This is a genomic window from Leptothrix discophora, from assembly GCF_030705305.1.
In the GTDB taxonomy this organism is placed as follows: domain Bacteria; phylum Pseudomonadota; class Gammaproteobacteria; order Burkholderiales; family Burkholderiaceae_C; genus Sphaerotilus; species Sphaerotilus discophorus.
This window is the reverse complement of record NZ_JAUZEE010000019.1, coordinates 18,038-35,568: the sequence shown is the minus strand read 5'-3', so window position 1 is coordinate 35,568 and position 17,531 is coordinate 18,038. Positions and strand designations below refer to the sequence as shown.

The following is a 17,531-nucleotide window of genomic DNA, read 5'->3' as shown; positions in this document are numbered from 1 at the left end:
CCAGGTGGGTGCCGATGCTTCACGACACTTGACCTTCAAGACGGTTGCTCAGGCCGTGCGGGTCTGGGCCGGGGCCGGCGGGGACGCAGGCACCGCGGGCACCGCGTTCGGCGAGGACGACGCCGGCGCAGCGGGCCTGGCGACCCAGCGCACGCGGTAGAGGATCAGCGTGTCGCAGGCCAGCAGCGCGAACAGCAGCAGTCCCTGGAACACCCCGGTGATGGACTTGGGCAGGCCCATGCGCGATTGCGCCAGCTCGCCGCCGATGTAGAACATGCTCATCAGCACGGCCGAGAACACGATGCCCACCGGATGCAGCCGGCCGACGAAGGCCACGATGATGGCGGCGAAGCCGTAGCCGGCCGGCACGTACGGGGTCAGCTGGCCCAGCGGTCCGGCCGCCTCCAGCGCACCGGCCAGGCCGGCCATGCCACCCGAGACCAGCAGCGCGGTCCAGAGCGCCGCGCGCGAGGAGAAGCCGGCATAGCGTGACGCCGCCGGCGCCAGCCCGCCGACCTGCAGCGCGAAGCCCCGGTAGGTGCGGAACAGGAACACCGTGAAGCCCGCCACCAGCACCAGCGCGACGATCAGGCCGATGTTGGCGCGCAAGCCGCTGAACAGCTTGGGGATGCGCGTGACCGCGTCGAAGGTGACGGTCTGCGGGAAGTTGTAGCCCTGCGGGTCCTTCCAGGGCCCGTAGACGAGGAAGCTCAGCACCATCTCGGCGACGTAGACCAGCATCAGGCTGACCAGGATCTCGCTGGCGTTGAAGCGGTCGCGCAGCAGCGCCACCACGCCGGCCCACACCATGCCGCCGAGCACGCCGGCCAGCAGGATCACGACGACGATGCCACGACCCATCCAGGCCCAGCCCGAATCCGGCCCGACCTGCAGCGCGACCCAGCCGCCGGCCATGGCACCGAAGATGTACTGGCCCTCGGCGCCGATGTTCCAGAGGTTGGAGCGGAAGCACACCGCCAGGCCCAGCGCGATCAGCACCAGCGGCACCGCCTTGACGCTCAGTTCGGACAGCGCGTAGGCGTTCTTGACCGGCTCATGGAAGAAGACCTGCAGGCCACGCACCGGGTCCTTGCCGAGCAGCATGAACAGCGTGATGCCGACCACCACGGTGATGGCCAGCGCCAGCAGCGGCGAGGCCAGGGACATCCACTGCGAGGGCTGGGCCCTGGGTTCGAGCTTGAACATGTCGATTCCTTCGTTGCTGTGGTGCGGCTCAGGCGTGGCCCGGGACGGCCGCGTCGTCCTTCGTGTCCCACAGACCCGACATCCACTCGCCGATGCGCTCGATCGTCGCCTGTGCCGTCGGGACCGACGGCGAGACGCGGCCCTGCGCGATGACGACCATGCGGTCGCAGATCTCGAACAGCTCGTCGAGCTCCTCGCTGACCACCAGCAGCGCCGCGCCGGCATCGCGCAGCGCCAGCAGCTCGCCGCGGATCTGCGCGGCCGCGCCAACGTCCACGCCCCAGGTCGGCTGGCTGATGATCAGCAGCTTCGGGTTGGCGTCGATCTCGCGGCCGACGATGAACTTCTGCAGGTTGCCGCCCGACAGCGACTTGGCCGCCGCATCCGGCCCGCCGGCCTTGACCTTGAAGCGCGAGATCAGCCCGGCGGCCTGGTCACGGATCGCGCCCATCTTCAGCCAGCCGCCCGCGCCCACGCCCTCGGTGCGCGTGAGCAGCACGTTGTGGGCGAGCGAGAGCGTCGGCACCGCGCCGCGACCGAGCCGTTCCTCGGGCACGAAATGCAGGCCGAGCTTGCGGCGCTTGCGCGGCGAGGCACGCGAGACATCGGTCCCGAACAGCGCCAGGCTGCCCGGCGCGGCGCGCGGGTCCTCGCCCGACAGCGCGGCCATCAGCTCCTGCTGGCCGTTGCCGGAGACCCCGGCGATGCCGACGATCTCGCCGCAGCGCACGTCCAGCGCGATGTCGGCGAGGTTCATGCCGAACGGGTCCTGCTTGGCCAGGTTCAGGCCCTTGATCGCCAGCGCGACCTGGCCGGGCTGGCTCGGCCGGTGCTGCAGCGCCGGCGGCTCGGCGCCGATCATCAGCCGCGACAGCGAGGCGTTGGTCTCCTGCGTCGGGTCGACCTCGCCGGTGACCTTGCCGCCGCGCAGCACCGTGCAGTGGTGGCACAGCGCGCGGATCTCGTCGAGCTTGTGGCTGATGTAGAGGATGGCGCAGCCCTCTTCGGCCAGCTGGCGCAGCGTCACGAACAGCTTGTCGACGGCCTGCGGCGTCAGCACCGAGGTCGGCTCGTCGAGGATCAGCAGCTGCGGCCGCGTCAGCAGCGCGCGCACGATCTCGACCCGCTGGCGCTCGCCCACGCTGAGCGTGTGAACCGGGCGCAGCGGATCGACGTCCAGGCCGTAGACGCCGGCCACCTCGCGGATGCGCTGGGTCACGTCGGCCAGGCTCATGGACTTGTCCAGTCCGAGCCAGACGTTCTCGGCCGCCGTCAGCGTGTCGAACAGCGAGAAGTGCTGGTAGACCATGCTGATGCCCAGCGTGCGCGCCTGCGCCGGGCTGGCGATGCGCACGGCCTGGCCGTTCCAGCGGATCTCGCCGGCATCGGGCTGCACCGCGCCGTAGATCATCTTCATCATGGTCGACTTGCCCGCGCCGTTCTCGCCCAGCACGGCATGGATCTGGCCGGGCATGACCGTCAGGCTGACATCGTCGTTGGCCCGCACCGCCGGGTACTGCTTGGTGATGCCGCTCAGTTGGAGACGGGGAACAGGGCTCATCGTGACACTCCGGATCGGTCGGGGCGGATGGGGGAAGGCCGGCAGGTCCCGGCGATCCAGGTCTCGTGCAGGTTGCGCTCGTCGCTCAGCATCAGCCAGGCGAAGAGGCGTTCGTGCAAGCCGCGCGCCAGCGCATCGCGGTGCTGCGCGACCGGGCCGCTGGCCCAGTCCCAGACACACAGGTCGGCGCTGCGGCCGGGCTCGAAGGAACCGATCTCGCCGGCCAGGCCGAGCGCCTCGGCGCCGCCGCGCGTGGCCGTGTACAGGGCCTTCCAGGCCGACAGCTTGACGCCCTGCATCGCCTGCATCTTGTAGGCATCGGCCAGCGTGCGCTGGATCGACAGGCTGGTGCCGCCGCCGACGTCGCTGGCGATGCTCACGCGCGCGCCGGCGGCCTCCAGCGCACGCCAGCCGAACAGGCCGCTGCCCAGGAACAGGTTGCTGCTCGGGCTGTGCGCGATCTGCGCGCCGGTGTCGGCCAGCAGCGCGCGGTCGGTGTCGTCCAGCCAGATGCCGTGGGCCAGCACCGAGCGCTCGTTGAGCAGGCCGGCACGGTGGTAGACGTCGAGGTAGCTGCGCGCCTGCGGGAACAGCTCGGCCACCCAGGCCACCTCGGCGCGGTTCTCGGCCACGTGGGTCTGCATGTAGAGACCCGGCACCTCGGCCAGCAGGCGGCCGGCCATGGCCAGCTGTGCGGGCGTGCTGGTCGGCGCGAAGCGCACCGTCAACGCATAGGACAGCCGGCCGGTGCCATGCCAGCGCGCGATCAGCTCGCGGCTGTCGGCCTCGGCACCGACGACGTCGTCGCGCAGGCCGTCGGGCGCATGGCGGTCCATCAGCACCTTGCCGGCGATCAGCCGCATGCCCCGCGCATGCGCCGCAGCCAGCAGCGCGTCGGCCGAGACCTTGTGGACCGTGGGGAAGACCACCGCGGTGGTCGTGCCGTGCGCCAGCAGCGCATCCAGGAAGGTCGCCGCACCGGCCTGCGCGACGGCCGGATCGGCGTAGCGGCGCTCGGCCGGGAAGGTGTAGGTCTCGAGCCAGTCCAGCAGCTCGGTGCCGTAGCTGGTGATGACGTCGAGCTGCGGGCTGTGCACGTGCGTGTCGATGAAGCCGGGCAGGATCAGCTGGCCGGTGCGGACCTCGCGCCGCCAGTCCGGGCCCGGCGCCTCGGCCCGCACGTCGACGATGCGGCCGTCCTCGATCAGCAGCCAGTGGCCGGGCCGGAAGCGCACGCCGGACGGCGCGTCCTGCGGTGCCGACCAGCCGGGATCGCCGATGACATCGAGCAGGTCGCCCTGCAGCGCGACGCGGCGCGGACCGGTCATGACGACCTCCCGTTGGGCGGCGTCGTGGTCTTCGCGCTGCCCAGGGTGCGGGCGACGTCGCGCACGGTCTCGCGCAGCCAGCGCAGGGAAGCGGCGTTGTGGCTCACGTCGTGCCACAGCTGGTAGTAGGTCATGCTCGGGAAGTTGACGGGACAGCGCACGATGCGCAGCGGCAGGCTGTCGAGGTAGCGCTGGCAGAACAGCCGGCCGGTGGTCAGCACCAGCTGGGTCTGCGCCAGCATCAGCGGCATCAGCGCGAAGTGGGCGCTGCGCACGACGATGCGGCGCTGCTTGCCCAGGCGCTGAAGATGTTCATCGATCACGCCGACCGCGCCGGCATGCAGCGCCGTCGGGGCGACGTGCTCGGCGTCGAGGTAGCGCTCCAGCGTCCAGCTGCGCGGGTTGCGCACGGCCGGGTGGTCCTGCGCGACGAGGCAGACGACCTCGTCGGCGAACAGCCGGCCCAGGTGCAGCTCGCCGGGAGGCTCCAGCCAGTTGCCGATCACCAGGTCGACCTCGCCGCGCGCCAGCCGGGCGCGGTAGTCGTAGTCGGCCGACAGCGGGTGGATGGTCAGGTGGGCCAGCGGCGCCTGCTGCTTGATGCGCGCCACCAGGCCGGGCAGGAAGCTGGGGTCGAGGTAGTCGCTCGCGGCGAGGCGGAATTCGACCGCCTGCGACTGCGGCGAGAAGGTCCGGAAGGCACGGTCGCCGAACTTGCCGCCGAACAGCTGCTCGGCGCTGCGCAGCAGCACCTCGGCGGGTGCCATCAGCTGCAGCGCGACCTCGGTGGGCACCATGCCGGTGCCCGAGCGCACCAGCAAGGGATCGCCGGTGAGCGTGCGCAGCCGCTTGAGCTGGGCGCTCACGGCAGGCTGGGTGGAGGCCAGGCGCATCGCGGCTCGCGAGACGCTGCGTTCGGTGATCACGGTATGAAGGACCCTGACGAGATGAAGCTCGATCTTGTCAAAGTCGACTCGGCTGCTCATACGGCTTTGAGCATATCAACCATGGTTGCGGACGTATACCGTTCACAGACGAACGGAGTATCTTGCGGGTAACTCCCGATCCCGGTCCGGACCCGACCAGGACCCGTTCCGAACGGTTGCGCCGGGCCGCAAGCCCGCGCTGCAAGCCTTCATGTCCACGTTCTTGCGAGCCACACCCCGATGACCATGACCCGGCCCATCCGCTTCATCCACCGCGGCGAGATCACCCAGCCCGGCGACGTGCCGACCACCCGCAGCCTGCTCGACTGGCTGCGCGAGGACGCCCGCGGCTGCGGCACCAAGGAAGGCTGCAACGAAGGCGACTGCGGCGCCTGCACCGTGCTGGTCGCCGAACTGGCCAGCGAGCAGGACCGGGCCACGCCCGGCGCGACGCTGGTCGGCACGGGAGCCGACACGCTGCGGCTGCGCAACCTCAATGCCTGCCTGGCCTTCCTGCCGACGCTGGACGGCAAGGCCGTCATCCCGGTCGAGGACCTGCCGCGCGCCTGCGGCTTGCCCACCGGCACGCCGCACCCGGCGCAGCAGGCGCTGGTCGACTGCCACGGCTCGCAGTGCGGCTTCTGCACCCCCGGCTTCGTCATGACCATGGCCACCGTGCATGAACGCCAGTGCAACGCCGGCCAGCCGGCCGACCGCGCCACGCTGGCCGACGACCTGGCCGGCAACCTCTGCCGCTGCACCGGCTACCGGCCCATCCTCGATGCGGCCGAGCGCCTGGGCCAGCCCGGCGCGGCGCGCCTCGATGCCGCCGCGCTGGCCGCCCTGGCCGCGCAGCTGCGCGAGCTGGCCCAGGACCCGCCGCTGCACCACGCGGCCGTCCACCCGGCGTGGCCCGGCCGGATCGCGCATTTCCACGCCCCGCGCAGCCTCGACGAGCTGGCCGCGCTGCGCGCCGCCGAGCCCGGCGCGCGCCTGCTGGCCGGCGCCACCGACATCGGCCTGTGGGTCAACAAGCAGTTCCGCGAACTGGACACGCTGCTCTACGTCGGCGAGGTCGCCGAGATGAAGCGCATCGAGCGCCGCGACGGCTCGCTGTGGATCGGCGCGGCCGCCAGCCTGGAGGACGCCTGGGCCGCACTGGCCGGCCTGGATGCCGAGCTGACCGACGCCTGGAAGCGCTTTGCCTCGCCGCCGGTGCGCCATGCCGGCACGCTGGGCGGCAACATCGCCAACGGCTCGCCGATCGGCGACGGACCGCCGACCCTGCTGGCGCTCGACGCCATGCTGCACATGCGCTGCGGCGAGGTCGCCCGCAGCCTGCCGATCGATCGCTTCTACCTGTCCTACGGTGTCAACGCGCTGCATCCCGGCGAGCTGCTGGTGGCGATGGACGTGCCGCTGCCGCAGCCCGGCACGGCGCTGCGCGGCTGGAAGGTCTCCAAGCGCATCGACAGCGACATCTCGACCGTCTACGGCGCCTTCGCGCTGAGACTCGATGAACGCGGCCATGTCGCCCATGTGCGGCTGGCCTGGGGCGGCCTGGCGGCCACCGCCCGACGTGCCAGCCAGGCCGAGGCCGCCATGCTCGGCCAACCCTGGAACGCCGCCACGCTGGCGGCCGCCCAGGCCGCGCTGGCCGCCGAGTTCCAGCCGCTGACCGACCTGCGCGCGACCGCCGGCTACCGCCAGCGCATCGCCGCCAACCTGCTGCACCGGCTCTGGCTGGAGACCCGGCCCGATGCGCCGCTGGACCCGTGCACCACGCGCCTGCGCCTGGCGCCCGCCGCGTCCGGCCAACCCCGCACCCAGGAGGCCGCATGAACACCATGACCGACCTGAAGCAGCCCGGTGCCGCCAGCGCCGACCCGCGCCGCGTCGGCGTCGCCCGCCCGCATGAATCGGCCCATCTGCACGTGCAGGGCAGCGCGCCCTACATCGACGACATCCCCGAGGTCGCCGGCACGCTGCATGCCGCGCTGGGCCTGTCGCCGATCCCGCATGGCCGGCTGCTGGGGCTGGACCTGGCGACGCTGCGGGCCCAGCCGGGCGTCGTCGCGGTCTACACCGCCGCCGACTTCCCCGGCCCGAACGACTGCGGCCCGATCGTCCATGACGACCCCATCCTGTGCGACGGCACGCTGCGCCACGTCGGCCAGCCAGTCTTCCTGGTCGTGGCCCGCAGCCGCGAGCTGGCCCGCCGCGCCGCCGCGCTGGCCAGCCAGGTCATCCAGGCCGAACCCTTGCCCGCCGTGCTGACCGCCCGCGAGGCCCACGCGCGGGGCCAGTACGTCGTGCCGCCGATGGCGCTGGACCGTGGCGATGCCGATGCCGCGCTGGCCGCCGCGCCGCATCGCCGGCGTGGCAGCTTCAGCCTCGGCGGTCAGGAACAGTTCTACCTCGAAGGCCAGATCTCCTACGCCATCCCGCAGGAGGACGGCGGCCTGCTGGTGCACTGCTCGACCCAGCACCCGAGCGAGATGCAGCACATGGTGGCTCACGCACTGAGCCTGTCATCGCATCGCGTGCAGGTGCAGTGCCGGCGCATGGGCGGCGGCTTCGGTGGCAAGGAATCGCAGTCGGCGCTGTTCGCCTGCTGCGCCGCGCTGGCGGCGAGCAAGCTCGGCCGGCCGGTCAAGCTCAGGCCCGATCGTGACGACGATTTCGCCATCACCGGCCGCCGCCACGGCTTCGAGTTCGACTACGAGGTCGGCCACGATGCGGCCGGCCGCGTGCTGGCCGTGCGCATCGACATGATCTCCAACGCCGGCCACTCGGCCGACCTGTCGCCGCCGGTGATGACACGTGCGCTGTGCCACTTCGACAACGCCTACTGGCTGCCGAACGTGCGCATGCGCGGCTACTGCGCCCGCACCCACACGCAGAGCAACACCGCCTTCCGCGGCTTTGGCGGGCCGCAGGGCGCGCTGGCCATCGAGGTCATCCTCGACGAGATCGCGCGCGACCTGGGGCTCGATGCGCTGGCCGTGCGGCGTGCCAACTTCTACGGCACCGACCGCCGCAACGTCACGCCCTACGAGCAGGTGGTCGAGGACAACGTGATCGAGCCGCTGGTGCGCCAGCTGGCCGAGGAGGCCGATCACGACGGGCGACGCGCGGCCATCGCCGCCTTCAACGCCGGCAGTCCCATCCTCAAGAAGGGCCTGGCGCTCACGCCGGTCAAGTTCGGCATCAGCTTCAACGTCGCCCACTTCAACCAGGCCGGCGCGCTGGTGCATGTCTACACCGACGGCTCGATCCTGGTGAACCACGGCGGCACCGAGATGGGCCAGGGCCTGAACACCAAGGTCGCGATGGTCGTCGCGCACGAGCTGGGCACCGCCTTCGAGCGGGTCCGCGTGACCGCCACCGACACGCAGAAGGTCGCCAACACCTCCGCCACCGCCGCCTCCACCGGCAGCGATCTCAACGGCAAGGCTGCGCAGGACGCGGCCCGCCAGATCCGCCAGCGGCTGGCCGACTTCATCGCCGCGCGCTGGCAGGTCGATTCGGCCGGCATCAGCTTCGGCAACGACGTCGTCGCGCATCCGGCCGGCCACACGATCGGCTGGCCCGAGCTGATCGCTCAGGCCTACCTGGCGCGGGTGCAGCTCTGGAGCGACGGCTTCTACGCCACGCCCGGCCTGCACTGGGACCGCGAGCGGCTCAAGGGCAAGCCCTTCTACTACTTCGCCTACGGCGCGGCGCTCAGCGAGGTCGTCGTCGACACGCTGACCGGCGACTGGAGGCTGCTGCGCGCGGACCTGCTGCACGACGTCGGCGCGTCGCTCAACCCGGCGCTGGACATCGGCCAGGTCGAGGGCGCCTTCGTGCAGGGCATGGGCTGGCTGACGACCGAGGAGCTGTGGTGGCAACCGCTGGATGGCTCGCCGAACGCGGGCCGTCTGATGACGCATGCGCCCAGCACCTACAAGATCCCGACCGCCAACGACGTGCCCGAGGCGCTGCACACGCGGCTGTTCGAGAACCGCAACGTCGCCGACAGCATCCACCGCAGCAAGGCCGTCGGCGAGCCGCCGCTGCTGCTGCCCTTCAGCGTCTTCCTGGCCATCCGCGACGCGGTCTCGGCGGTCGGCGGACACCGCGTGCAGCCACCGCTGCGTGCGCCGGCCACCGGCGAGGCCATCCTCGACGCGGTCGATGCGGTGCGCGCCGCCACGGCCGGCTGAACGCCGGAACGGCCGATGAACACGATCGATTCGACGACAGCCGGCGCCGCGGCGGGCTCGCACACGACGCCACCGGAACTCGCCCTGCGCGCCGCCGCGCAGCAGTGGCTGGCGGCCGGCCGCACGGCCATCGACGTCTGCGTCAGCGCCCACCGCGGCTCGGTGCCGCGCGAGACCGGCACGCACATGCTGGTGTCGACCGCCGAGGTGCTGGGCACCGTCGGCGGCGGCCACCTGGAGCTGCAGGCCATCGAGGCCGCGCGGGCGCTGCTGGCGGCCGGGCCGGACGCGCTGGCCGCGCTGGCGGCCACGCCACGCGTCTGGCCGATCGCGCTGGGGCCGTCGCTGGGCCAGTGCTGCGGTGGCCATGTGACGCTGACCCTGCGCCCGCTCGACGCCGCCGCGCTGGCCGGCTGGCGGCCCGGCCAGCCGCGCCTGCACCTGCAGCTGCACGGTGCGGGCCACGTCGGCCGGGCCATCGTGCGGCTGCTGGCCGGCCTGAACGTCGCGGTGCAATGGGTCGACGAACGCGAGGCCGAGTTCCCGCCCGTCGACCCGCACGAGCCCGCCCACATCGAGCGCCTGTGCAGCGACAGCCCCGAACACGAGGTCGCCAGCGCCCCGCCCGGCAGCTTCTTCCTCGTGCTGACCCACAGCCACGAACTGGACCTGCGCATCACCGAGGCCGTGCTGCGGCGCGGCGACTTCACCTACTGCGGCCTGATCGGCAGCCAGACCAAGCGCGCCCGCTTCCTGCACCGCCACGAGCAACGCGGCATCCCGCCCGACACGCTGGCGCGCCTGACCTGCCCGATCGGCCTGCCCGGCATCACCGGCAAGGAACCCGAGGTCCTGGCGATCTCCGTGGTCGCCCAGCTGCTGCAGGTGGCCGGGGCTGCACAGGACGGGGCGGGGGCGATGAAAGCGGGCTTGAATCGGGTGGCCGTGAATCAAAGAATGCTTTGATTCGCCGCATCCCCTTTCAAGAACGCTTGAATCCGATGCGCACCACCGTCCGCCGCTGGTGCGCATGGCGCTGGTGCGGATGGCGCTGGTGCATGCGCAATTCGAGACCATCCACCCCTTCCTGGACGGCAACGGCCGGATCGGCCGCCTGCTGATCGCCGCGCTGCTGGAAGACTGGGGCCTGCTGCGCGAGCCGCTGATGTACCTGAGCGGCTACCTCAAGCGCCACCAGTCCGAGTACGACCGCCGGCTTTCGGCCATCCGCACCGATGGCGACTGGGAAGGCTGGATCCGCTTCTTCCTGGAGGGCATCGAAGCCGCCGCGACCGAGGCCGAACGCGGCATCGTCGCTCTCGCCAGCCTGGTCAATGCAGATCGCCGCCGACTGCTCGAAGACCCGAAGGCCAACTCGGCCAGCTTCCGCCTGTTCGAACTGCTGCCGGTGATGCCGCGCTTCACGATCGACCAGGCTCGCCTGCAGCTCGGGACCACCTTCCCGACCGCCACCTCAGCGGTGCAACGCCTGGAAGGCCTGGGCATCGTGGTCGAGCAGACGGGCCAGAAGAGCAAACGCAGCTATGGCTACCAGGCCTACATCGAGCTGCTGAGCCGCTGAAGCCCCCGCCCCTCAATCCGCCAGCACCCCCGGCACCGTGTTGCGCGCAGCCGCCGTGTGCAGGGCCTCGGCGAACGCCTCGGCCGACATCGGCTCGCCGAACAGGAAGCCCTGGAAGCGGCTGCAGCCGAAGGTGCGCAACATCTCGCCCTGGGCGGCCAGCTCGACGCCTTCGGCGACCACGCTCAGGCCCAGGCTGGCGGCCAGCGCGACGATGGCGCGCGACAGGTGCGCGTCGACGTTGTCTTCCAGGATGTCGCGCACGAAGCTGCGGTCGATCTTGAGCTGGTCGAAGGGCAGGCGCTTGAGGTAGGCCAGCGACGAGAAGCCGGTGCCGAAGTCGTCCAGCGAGAAGCCCACGCCGTGCGCGCGCAGCCGGTGCATGCGCGCGGCGATGTCGTCGACGTCGCCCAGCAGCGCGCTCTCGGTCAGCTCCAGCTTGAGCCGCCGCGCCGGCACGCCGGTGCGCTGCAGGATGTCGATCACCGCCTCGACGAAGTCGGGCTCGCCCATCTCGCGGGCGCTGATGTTGAAGCTGACCGTGACCTCGCGCATCTGCGGGTCGTCGGCCCAGGCGCACAGCTGCAGGCAGACCCGCTCCAGCAGCGCCCGGCCCATCGGCACGATCAGGCCGGTCTCCTCGGCCAGCGCGATGAACTCGTTCGGGCCGATGAAGCCCCGTCGCGGGTGCTGCCAGCGCACCAGCGCCTCGGCTCCGAGCGCGTGTTCGCCCTCGCCGACCTGGAGCTGGTAGACCAGCCGGAACTGCCAGTCCGACAGCGCCTCGCGCAGTTCGTTCTCGAGCCGCGAGCGGGCCTCGACCGCCGCCTGCATGGCCGGGTCGAAGTAGCGCAGGCAACCGCGCCCGGCATGCTTGGCCGCGTACAGCGCGATGTCGGCCCACTTGAGCAGCTGCTCGGCCTGCTGGGCCTGGTCGGCATCGACCGCGACGACGCCAACGCTGGCCAGGCAGTGGTGCAGCTGGTCGCCGATCTGGTGCGGCTGGGCCAGCACGCGCAGCAGCCGTTCGCCGACCGACTGGCCGACCGACTGCGCCAGCTCGACCGAGCGCTGCTCGTGCAGCAGCAGCACCGCGAACTCGTCGCCGCCCATGCGCGCGACGATGTCGCCGCGGGCCACCGAGGCACGCAGGCGCTGCGCCACCCCGCGCAGCATCTGGTCGCCGGTCTCGTGGCCGTGGGCGTCGTTGATCAGCTTGAAGTGGTCCAGGTCGATCAGGTAGAGCGTCGCGCCGCTGCGGCCCATCAGGTCGCCTTCGAGGCTGTGGCTCAGCAGCTCGACCAGCTTGCGGCGGTTCGGCAGGTCGGTGATCGGGTCATACCAGGCCAGGCTCAGGACCTGGGCCTCGGCGTCCTTGCGGCGCGAGATGTCGGTCAGCGTGCCGATCATGCGCAGCGGCTCGCCGTTGGCGTCGTGCTGCACGACCCGTCCGACCTCGTGGACCCAGACCTCGCGGCCGTCGCTGCAGCACAGGCGATGCTCGCTTTCGTAACCGCTGGCAATGCCGCGACGGTGCCGCTCCAGGCGGCGTTGCGCGGCGGTCGCGTCGTCCGGGTGGATGCGCTCACGCCAGGCCTTGAAGGGCACCGGCGCGGATGATTCGGCCGGCTCGCCGGCCAGCAGCCGGCATTGCGGCGACAGCGTCACCAGGCCGGAGCACAGGTCCCAGTCCCACACGCCCTGTTCGGCGCCTTCGACCGCACGGACCCAGCGCGCGTCGGCATGGCGCTGCTGCTCCTGCGGCTCGCGCAGCCGCAGCACGTTGGCGATGCGCGCGCGCACCACGCTGGCACGGTAGGGCGTGGTCAGGAAGTCGGTCGCGCCGAGCTGCAGCGCGCGGTCCTCGAAGGCCTCGTCCGGCGCGCCGCAGAGGATCACCACCGGCAGGTGGCGCCATGTCGGCTCCGCACGCACGCGCGCCAGCATCGCCAGCGCCTCGGTCGGGTCCGGCAGTTCCAGCAGCAGCGCGTCGTGGCGTCCCTGGTGCAGCGCCGACAGCCCTGCTTCCGCGCTCGCCGCGGTCTCCAGCAGGTAGAGCGCCTGCAGGGCGGCGCCCAGGGTTTGAACGGTCTGCGGGTCAGGCGTGACCAGCAGCAACCGCATCCAGCTCGACATGTTCAATCAATCCATTCTGGTGGTCAGAACCCAAGGGAACGGACCGGTTGCGCCGCAGTATGCATGCGCACCCCAGCGCCCGGAATTGATGAATATGAAACGACGCGACGGCCCGACAGATGGTGACGGTTTGCGGCGCTGAAACTTGCAATGACAAGTCCAGGCGTCAGCAGGTGTCTGAATCGAAACGTCATGAAACGGCGTGAACGATTGGCGGTGCGACACCACGCCGCACCCTGTTCGGGGGCCGGACTTGGCAGGCCTGCCACACCATGACACACCTGCAACGGCTATCTTGGTGATCCGACAGCACACTGGAACCATCGTGGACGGCCCGACCGACAGCAGCACCCCCGCCGCCCTTCCGAGCGCCAGCGACACCGCCTCCGCGCAGCCCCCTGCCTCGGGCCCCGGCACCCCCCCCAGACGCACGTCAGGGCTGCGCTGGTTCGGGCGTGCGCTGCGCTGGAGCCTGCCGGCGGCCGCCGTCGGCGCGATCGGTGCGGCCGGGCTCTACGAGCTGCAGCACTCGCGCCTGCAGGCCTGGCTGTTCAGCGGCATCACGAAGGATCTGGGCCATGTGGTCGAGGCCGGACCGAGCCCCGCCATCCGCTTCCCCGGCGACGGCCCCTATGACGAGCGGCTGGGCTACCACCGGCTGCCGGAATGGACCCGCTCCATGGCGGCCCAGGGCTATGCCGTCAGCGCCCAGTCGCGCATGAGCGACGGGCTGCTGGGACTGGTCGACACCGGCCTGTTCACGATCTACCACGAGAAGGACCAGGCCGGCCTGGACGTGGCCGACTGCGGCGGCCAGCCGCTGTTCGCCTCGCGCTACCCGCGCCGCGTCTACGAGCGCTGGGACGACATCCCGCCGCTGCTGGTCGACGCGCTGCTCTTCATCGAGAACCGCGAGCTGCTCGACCCCGAGCGCGCGCGCATGAACCCCGCGATCGAGTGGGTGCGGCTGGGCAAGGCGGTCGGTGAACAGGCGCTGCGGCTGATCGGCGACGACAGCCGCGCGCCCGGCGGCAGCACGCTGGCCACGCAGATCGAGAAGTACCGCCACTCGCCCGACGGCCGCACCGACGGCGCCGGCGAGAAGCTCCGCCAGATGGCCTCGGCGACGCTGCGCGCCTACCTCGACGGCGAGCAGACCCTGCCGCGCCGGCGCGAGATCCTGCGCAGCTACCTCAACACCGTGCCGCTGGCCGCCCGGCCCGGCTGGGGCGAGGTGCATGGCCTGGGCGACGGCCTGTGGGCCTGGTACGGACAGGACTTCGGCGAGCTCAACGACCTGCTGCGCGAGGTGCCCGGCGAGCCGTCCGACGGCGTCACGCCGGTCGCGGCCACGGCCTCGGCGGCGGCCGCGCCGTCCCACCCCGCCGACCTCGCGGACCTCGCCGATGTCGAAGAGCGCCGCGCCGCCGCCTTCAAGCAGGCCCTCTCGCTGATGGTCGCGCAGCGCCGGCCGTCCTACTACCTGGGCGCCAACCAGGACCGCGCGCTGGCCGACCTGACCGACAGCTACCTGCGCGTGATGGCCGATGCCGGCGTCATCCCGACCCGCCTGCGCGACCGCGCGCTGGCAATCCCGCTGCGCCGCAGCGTCAGCGCGCCGCGCGAGGTCCAGCCGCCCTTCAGCGAACGCAAGGCCGCGACCGCGCTGCGCACCCGCCTGCAGGGCCTGCTGGCGGTGCCGCGGGCCTACGACCTCGACCGGCTCGACCTGCGCGCCGACAGCACGCTCGACGCCGGCCTGCAGCAGGCCGTCACGAAGACGCTGCGCAGCCTGCGCTCGCCCGAGGCAGCCCGCGCCGCCGGCCTGTACGGCTTCCGGCTGCTGCAGGACGGCGACGATCCGCAGCACCTGCAATTCAGCTTCACGCTGTTCGAGCGCGGCGAACACGCCAACCTGCTGCGGGTCCAGACCGACAACGTCGACCAGCCCTTCGACATCAACGACGGTGCCCGGCTGGACCTCGGCTCGACCGCCAAGCTGCGCACCCTCGTCAGCTACCTGGAGATCGTGGCCGAGCTGCACGAGCGCTGGTCCGGCCTGGACCGCGCGGCGCTGCTGGCGCTGCCGCTGGCGCCGAACGACCTGCTGTCACGCTGGACCCGCGACCAGCTGGCAGCCGCCGTCGCGCCGCTGCCGCTGGAGACCCTGCTCGACGCGGCGATGCGGCGCAGCTACTCGGCCAGCCCGTACGAGGTCTTCTACACCGGCGGCGGCCAGCACACCTTCTCGAACTTCGACCCGCTCGACGATGTCCGCACGATGGACCTGCGCGAGGCGCTGCGGCGCTCGGTCAACCTCGTCTTCGTGCGGCTGATGCGCGACGTGGTGCGCCACCACGCCCACCAGGGCCCGGCCGCGCCGCTGCTGCGCGACGACGCAGGACCGCAGGCCGAGGCGCTGCGGCGGGTCTACCTCGAACGCTTCATCGAACACGAGGGCCGCGAGTTCCAGGGCCGCTTCCATGCCCGCTACCGCGGCCTGAGCCCTGCGGCGATCGACGACCGGCTGGTCGACGCGATGCGTGGCACGCCCGGCCCCGACCGCCTGGCCGCCGCCTTCGGCCTGCTGCACCCGGACGGCGACGCCGCCGCGCTGGCCACCTTCATCGCCGCGCAGCAGAACCGTGCCGCTGGCGTGGCCCGACCGGCACCGTCGGCCGACCAGGTGGCCCGGCTGCTGCAGCGCCACGGTGGCGCCTCGGCCGAGACGCTCGAGACCCGCGCGCTGATCACCGGCCTGCACCCGGTCGAGCTGTGGACCGCCGCGCAGCTGCGTCGCCAGGGCAGCCTGCGCCTGAGCGACCTGATCGCCGCCGGCGCCGAGGCCCGCCGCACCGCCGGCGCCTGGCTGCTGTCGCCCCGCAAGCGCGGTGCGCAGGAGGTCCGCATCCGCCAGATGATCGAGGACGAGTCCTTCGAGGAGCTGCACCGCCGCTGGCAGCGGCTGGGCTATCCCTTCGACGCGCTGACGCCGTCCTACGCCAGCGCGCTGGGTGCCTCCGGCGACCGGCCGGCGGCGCTGGCCGAGCTGATGGGCATCCTCGTCAACGGCGGCGAGCGGCGGCCGTCGAGCCGGCTGGAACACCTCGCCTTCGGCGTCGGCACGCCCTACGAGACCCACCTGCAGCGCCAGGCCGAACCCGCCCGGCGGGTGCTGCCCGCGGCGCTGGCCCAGGTCGTGCGCACCGCCCTGATCGACGTGGTCGACAACGGCACCGCCGCGCGCCTGAAGGGCAGCCTGAAGGACGCCAGCGGCGCGGTCATCCCGATCGGCGGCAAGACCGGCACCGGCGACCACCGCTACGAGGTCTACGGCCGCAACGGCCAGCTGACCTCGGCCAAGGTCGTCAGCCGCTCGGGCACCTTCATGTTCCTGATCGGCGAGCGCTACTTCGGCACCATGATGGTCTACGCCGCCGCGCCGCATGCCGAGGGCTACAGCTTCACCAGCGCCCTGCCCACGCAGGCCCTCAAGACGCTCATGCCGGCACTCCAGCCGCTGCTGCAGAAGGGCCTGTGCAAGGCCTCGGACGGGCAGGCCGGCCAGGACATGCCCAAGCCGGTGCGGACCGCGCCGGCCGAGCTGGCCGCGAGCCACCTGTCACGCAGCCGAGGTCAGTAGACCTCGGGCACGATCATCGACGCCGGCACCGGGTTGCGGATGTAGTCGTCGTGGCGCTCGCGCTCGGGCAGCTCGACGCCCGGCTTCTCGATCTCCTGGTAGTCGAACTGCGACAGCAGGTGGTGGATGCAGTTCAGGCGCGCGCGCTTCTTGTCGACCGCCTGCACGACCCACCACGGCGCCTCGGCGATGTGGGTGCGCTCCAGCATCGCCTCCTTGGCCTTGGTGTAGTCCTCCCAGCGGCGGCGCGACTCCAGGTCCATCGGCGAGAGCTTCCACTGCTTGAGCGGGTCGTGGATGCGGCCCAGGAAGCGCACGTGCTGCTCCTCGTCGGTGATCGAGAACCAGTACTTGATCAGCCGGATGCCCGATCGCACCAGCATGCGCTCGAACTCGGGCACCGAGCGGAAGAACTCCTCGACGTCGTCCTCGCCGCAGAAGCCCATCACCCGCTCGACGCCGGCGCGGTTGTACCAGCTGCGGTCGAACAGCACGATCTCGCCGGCCGCCGGCAGGTGCGGCGCGTAGCGCTGGAAGTACCACTGGGTGCGCTCGCGGCTGTTCGGCGCGGGCAGCGCCACGGTGCGGCACACGCGCGGGTTCAGGCGCTGGGTGATGCGCTTGATCGCGCCGCCCTTGCCGGCCGCGTCGCGGCCCTCGAACAGGATCACGACCTTCTGGCCGGTCTCGGCGACCCAGTCCTGCAGCTTGACCAGCTCGCCCTGCAGCCGGAACAGCTCACGGAAGTAGCGCGAGCGCTCGGCGCGGCGGGTGCCGTCGGCATCGATGTCGAGCTCGCCCAGCGCCTCGTCGACGCTGCGGTCCTCGATCTCCAGCTCCAGCTCCTCGTCGTAGCTGTCGATCAGATCGGCATGGATGCGGCGCATCAGCGCCTCGTGTTCATCGTGGTTGGCCATGGCGTGGGTCCTGGACGGAGCGGG

At 71.7% G+C, this 17,531-nt stretch carries 11 protein-coding genes; 5 read left to right on the top strand and 6 right to left on the bottom strand.

Annotated features, from left to right (window positions below; translation table 11 throughout):
* Positions 1-48 precede the first annotated feature (48 nt).
* Genes Q8X39_RS20315 through Q8X39_RS20300 form a run of 4 tightly spaced genes read right to left on the bottom strand, consistent with a single transcriptional unit; the run spans position 49 to position 5,081 of the window.
* The gene (locus Q8X39_RS20315) at positions 49-1,206 is read right to left on the bottom strand and encodes an ABC transporter permease (protein ID WP_305751521.1); all 1,158 of its coding nucleotides are present in this window, start codon (positions 1,204-1,206) and stop codon (positions 49-51) included.
* Between the two features lie 28 nt (positions 1,207-1,234).
* The gene (locus Q8X39_RS20310; protein WP_305751520.1) at positions 1,235-2,767 is read right to left on the bottom strand and encodes an ABC transporter ATP-binding protein; all 1,533 of its coding nucleotides are present in this window, start codon (positions 2,765-2,767) and stop codon (positions 1,235-1,237) included.
* A complete protein-coding gene (gene guaD, locus Q8X39_RS20305) occupies positions 2,764-4,095 on the bottom strand; it encodes a guanine deaminase (RefSeq protein ID WP_305751519.1) in 1,332 nt (443 codons plus the stop codon). The genes Q8X39_RS20310 and guaD overlap by 4 nt, the downstream gene beginning before the upstream one ends.
* Complete coding sequence (locus Q8X39_RS20300; RefSeq protein WP_305751518.1) at positions 4,092-5,081, bottom strand: LysR family transcriptional regulator; 990 nt, start codon at positions 5,079-5,081, stop codon at positions 4,092-4,094. Before Q8X39_RS20300 ends, guaD begins: the two co-directional genes overlap by 4 nt.
* 186 nt (positions 5,082-5,267) lie before the next feature.
* Between Q8X39_RS20300 and xdhA the strand changes: the two genes are divergently transcribed.
* The 4 genes from xdhA (at position 5,268) to Q8X39_RS20280 (ending at position 10,811) form a co-directional block, all read left to right on the top strand.
* Positions 5,268-6,863 carry a xanthine dehydrogenase small subunit gene (gene xdhA, locus Q8X39_RS20295; RefSeq protein ID WP_407068044.1) on the top strand — a complete coding sequence of 532 codons (1,596 nt, stop codon included), beginning with the start codon at positions 5,268-5,270 and terminating at the stop codon, positions 6,861-6,863.
* The gene (gene xdhB / locus Q8X39_RS20290; protein ID WP_305751516.1) at positions 6,860-9,229 is read left to right on the top strand and encodes a xanthine dehydrogenase molybdopterin binding subunit; all 2,370 of its coding nucleotides are present in this window, start codon (positions 6,860-6,862) and stop codon (positions 9,227-9,229) included. The genes xdhA and xdhB overlap by 4 nt, the downstream gene beginning before the upstream one ends.
* A 15-nt stretch (positions 9,230-9,244) precedes the next feature.
* The gene (gene xdhC, locus Q8X39_RS20285; protein ID WP_305751515.1) at positions 9,245-10,195 is read left to right on the top strand and encodes a xanthine dehydrogenase accessory protein XdhC; all 951 of its coding nucleotides are present in this window, start codon (positions 9,245-9,247) and stop codon (positions 10,193-10,195) included.
* 64 nt (positions 10,196-10,259) lie between these two features.
* Entirely contained in the window at positions 10,260-10,811 is a 552-nt protein-coding gene (locus Q8X39_RS20280; RefSeq protein WP_305751522.1) for a Fic family protein, read from the top strand.
* Between the two features lie 12 nt (positions 10,812-10,823).
* Here the strand turns inward: Q8X39_RS20280 and Q8X39_RS20275 are convergent, their stop codons facing one another.
* Complete coding sequence (locus Q8X39_RS20275; protein WP_305751514.1) at positions 10,824-12,947, bottom strand: putative bifunctional diguanylate cyclase/phosphodiesterase; 2,124 nt, start codon at positions 12,945-12,947, stop codon at positions 10,824-10,826.
* 325 nt (positions 12,948-13,272) lie between these two features.
* Between Q8X39_RS20275 and Q8X39_RS20270 the strand changes: the two genes are divergently transcribed.
* A complete protein-coding gene (locus Q8X39_RS20270) occupies positions 13,273-16,590 on the top strand; it encodes a transglycosylase domain-containing protein (protein WP_305751513.1) in 3,318 nt (1,105 codons plus the stop codon).
* Here Q8X39_RS20270 and ppk2 read toward each other — a convergent pair.
* Positions 16,584-17,507: a polyphosphate kinase 2 gene (gene ppk2 / locus Q8X39_RS20265; RefSeq protein WP_305751512.1), complete on the bottom strand. Its 924-nt coding sequence runs from the start codon at positions 17,505-17,507 to the stop codon at positions 16,584-16,586. The two genes, Q8X39_RS20270 and ppk2, sit on opposite strands and share 7 nt — an antisense overlap.
* Positions 17,508-17,531: the final 24 nt, after the last annotated feature.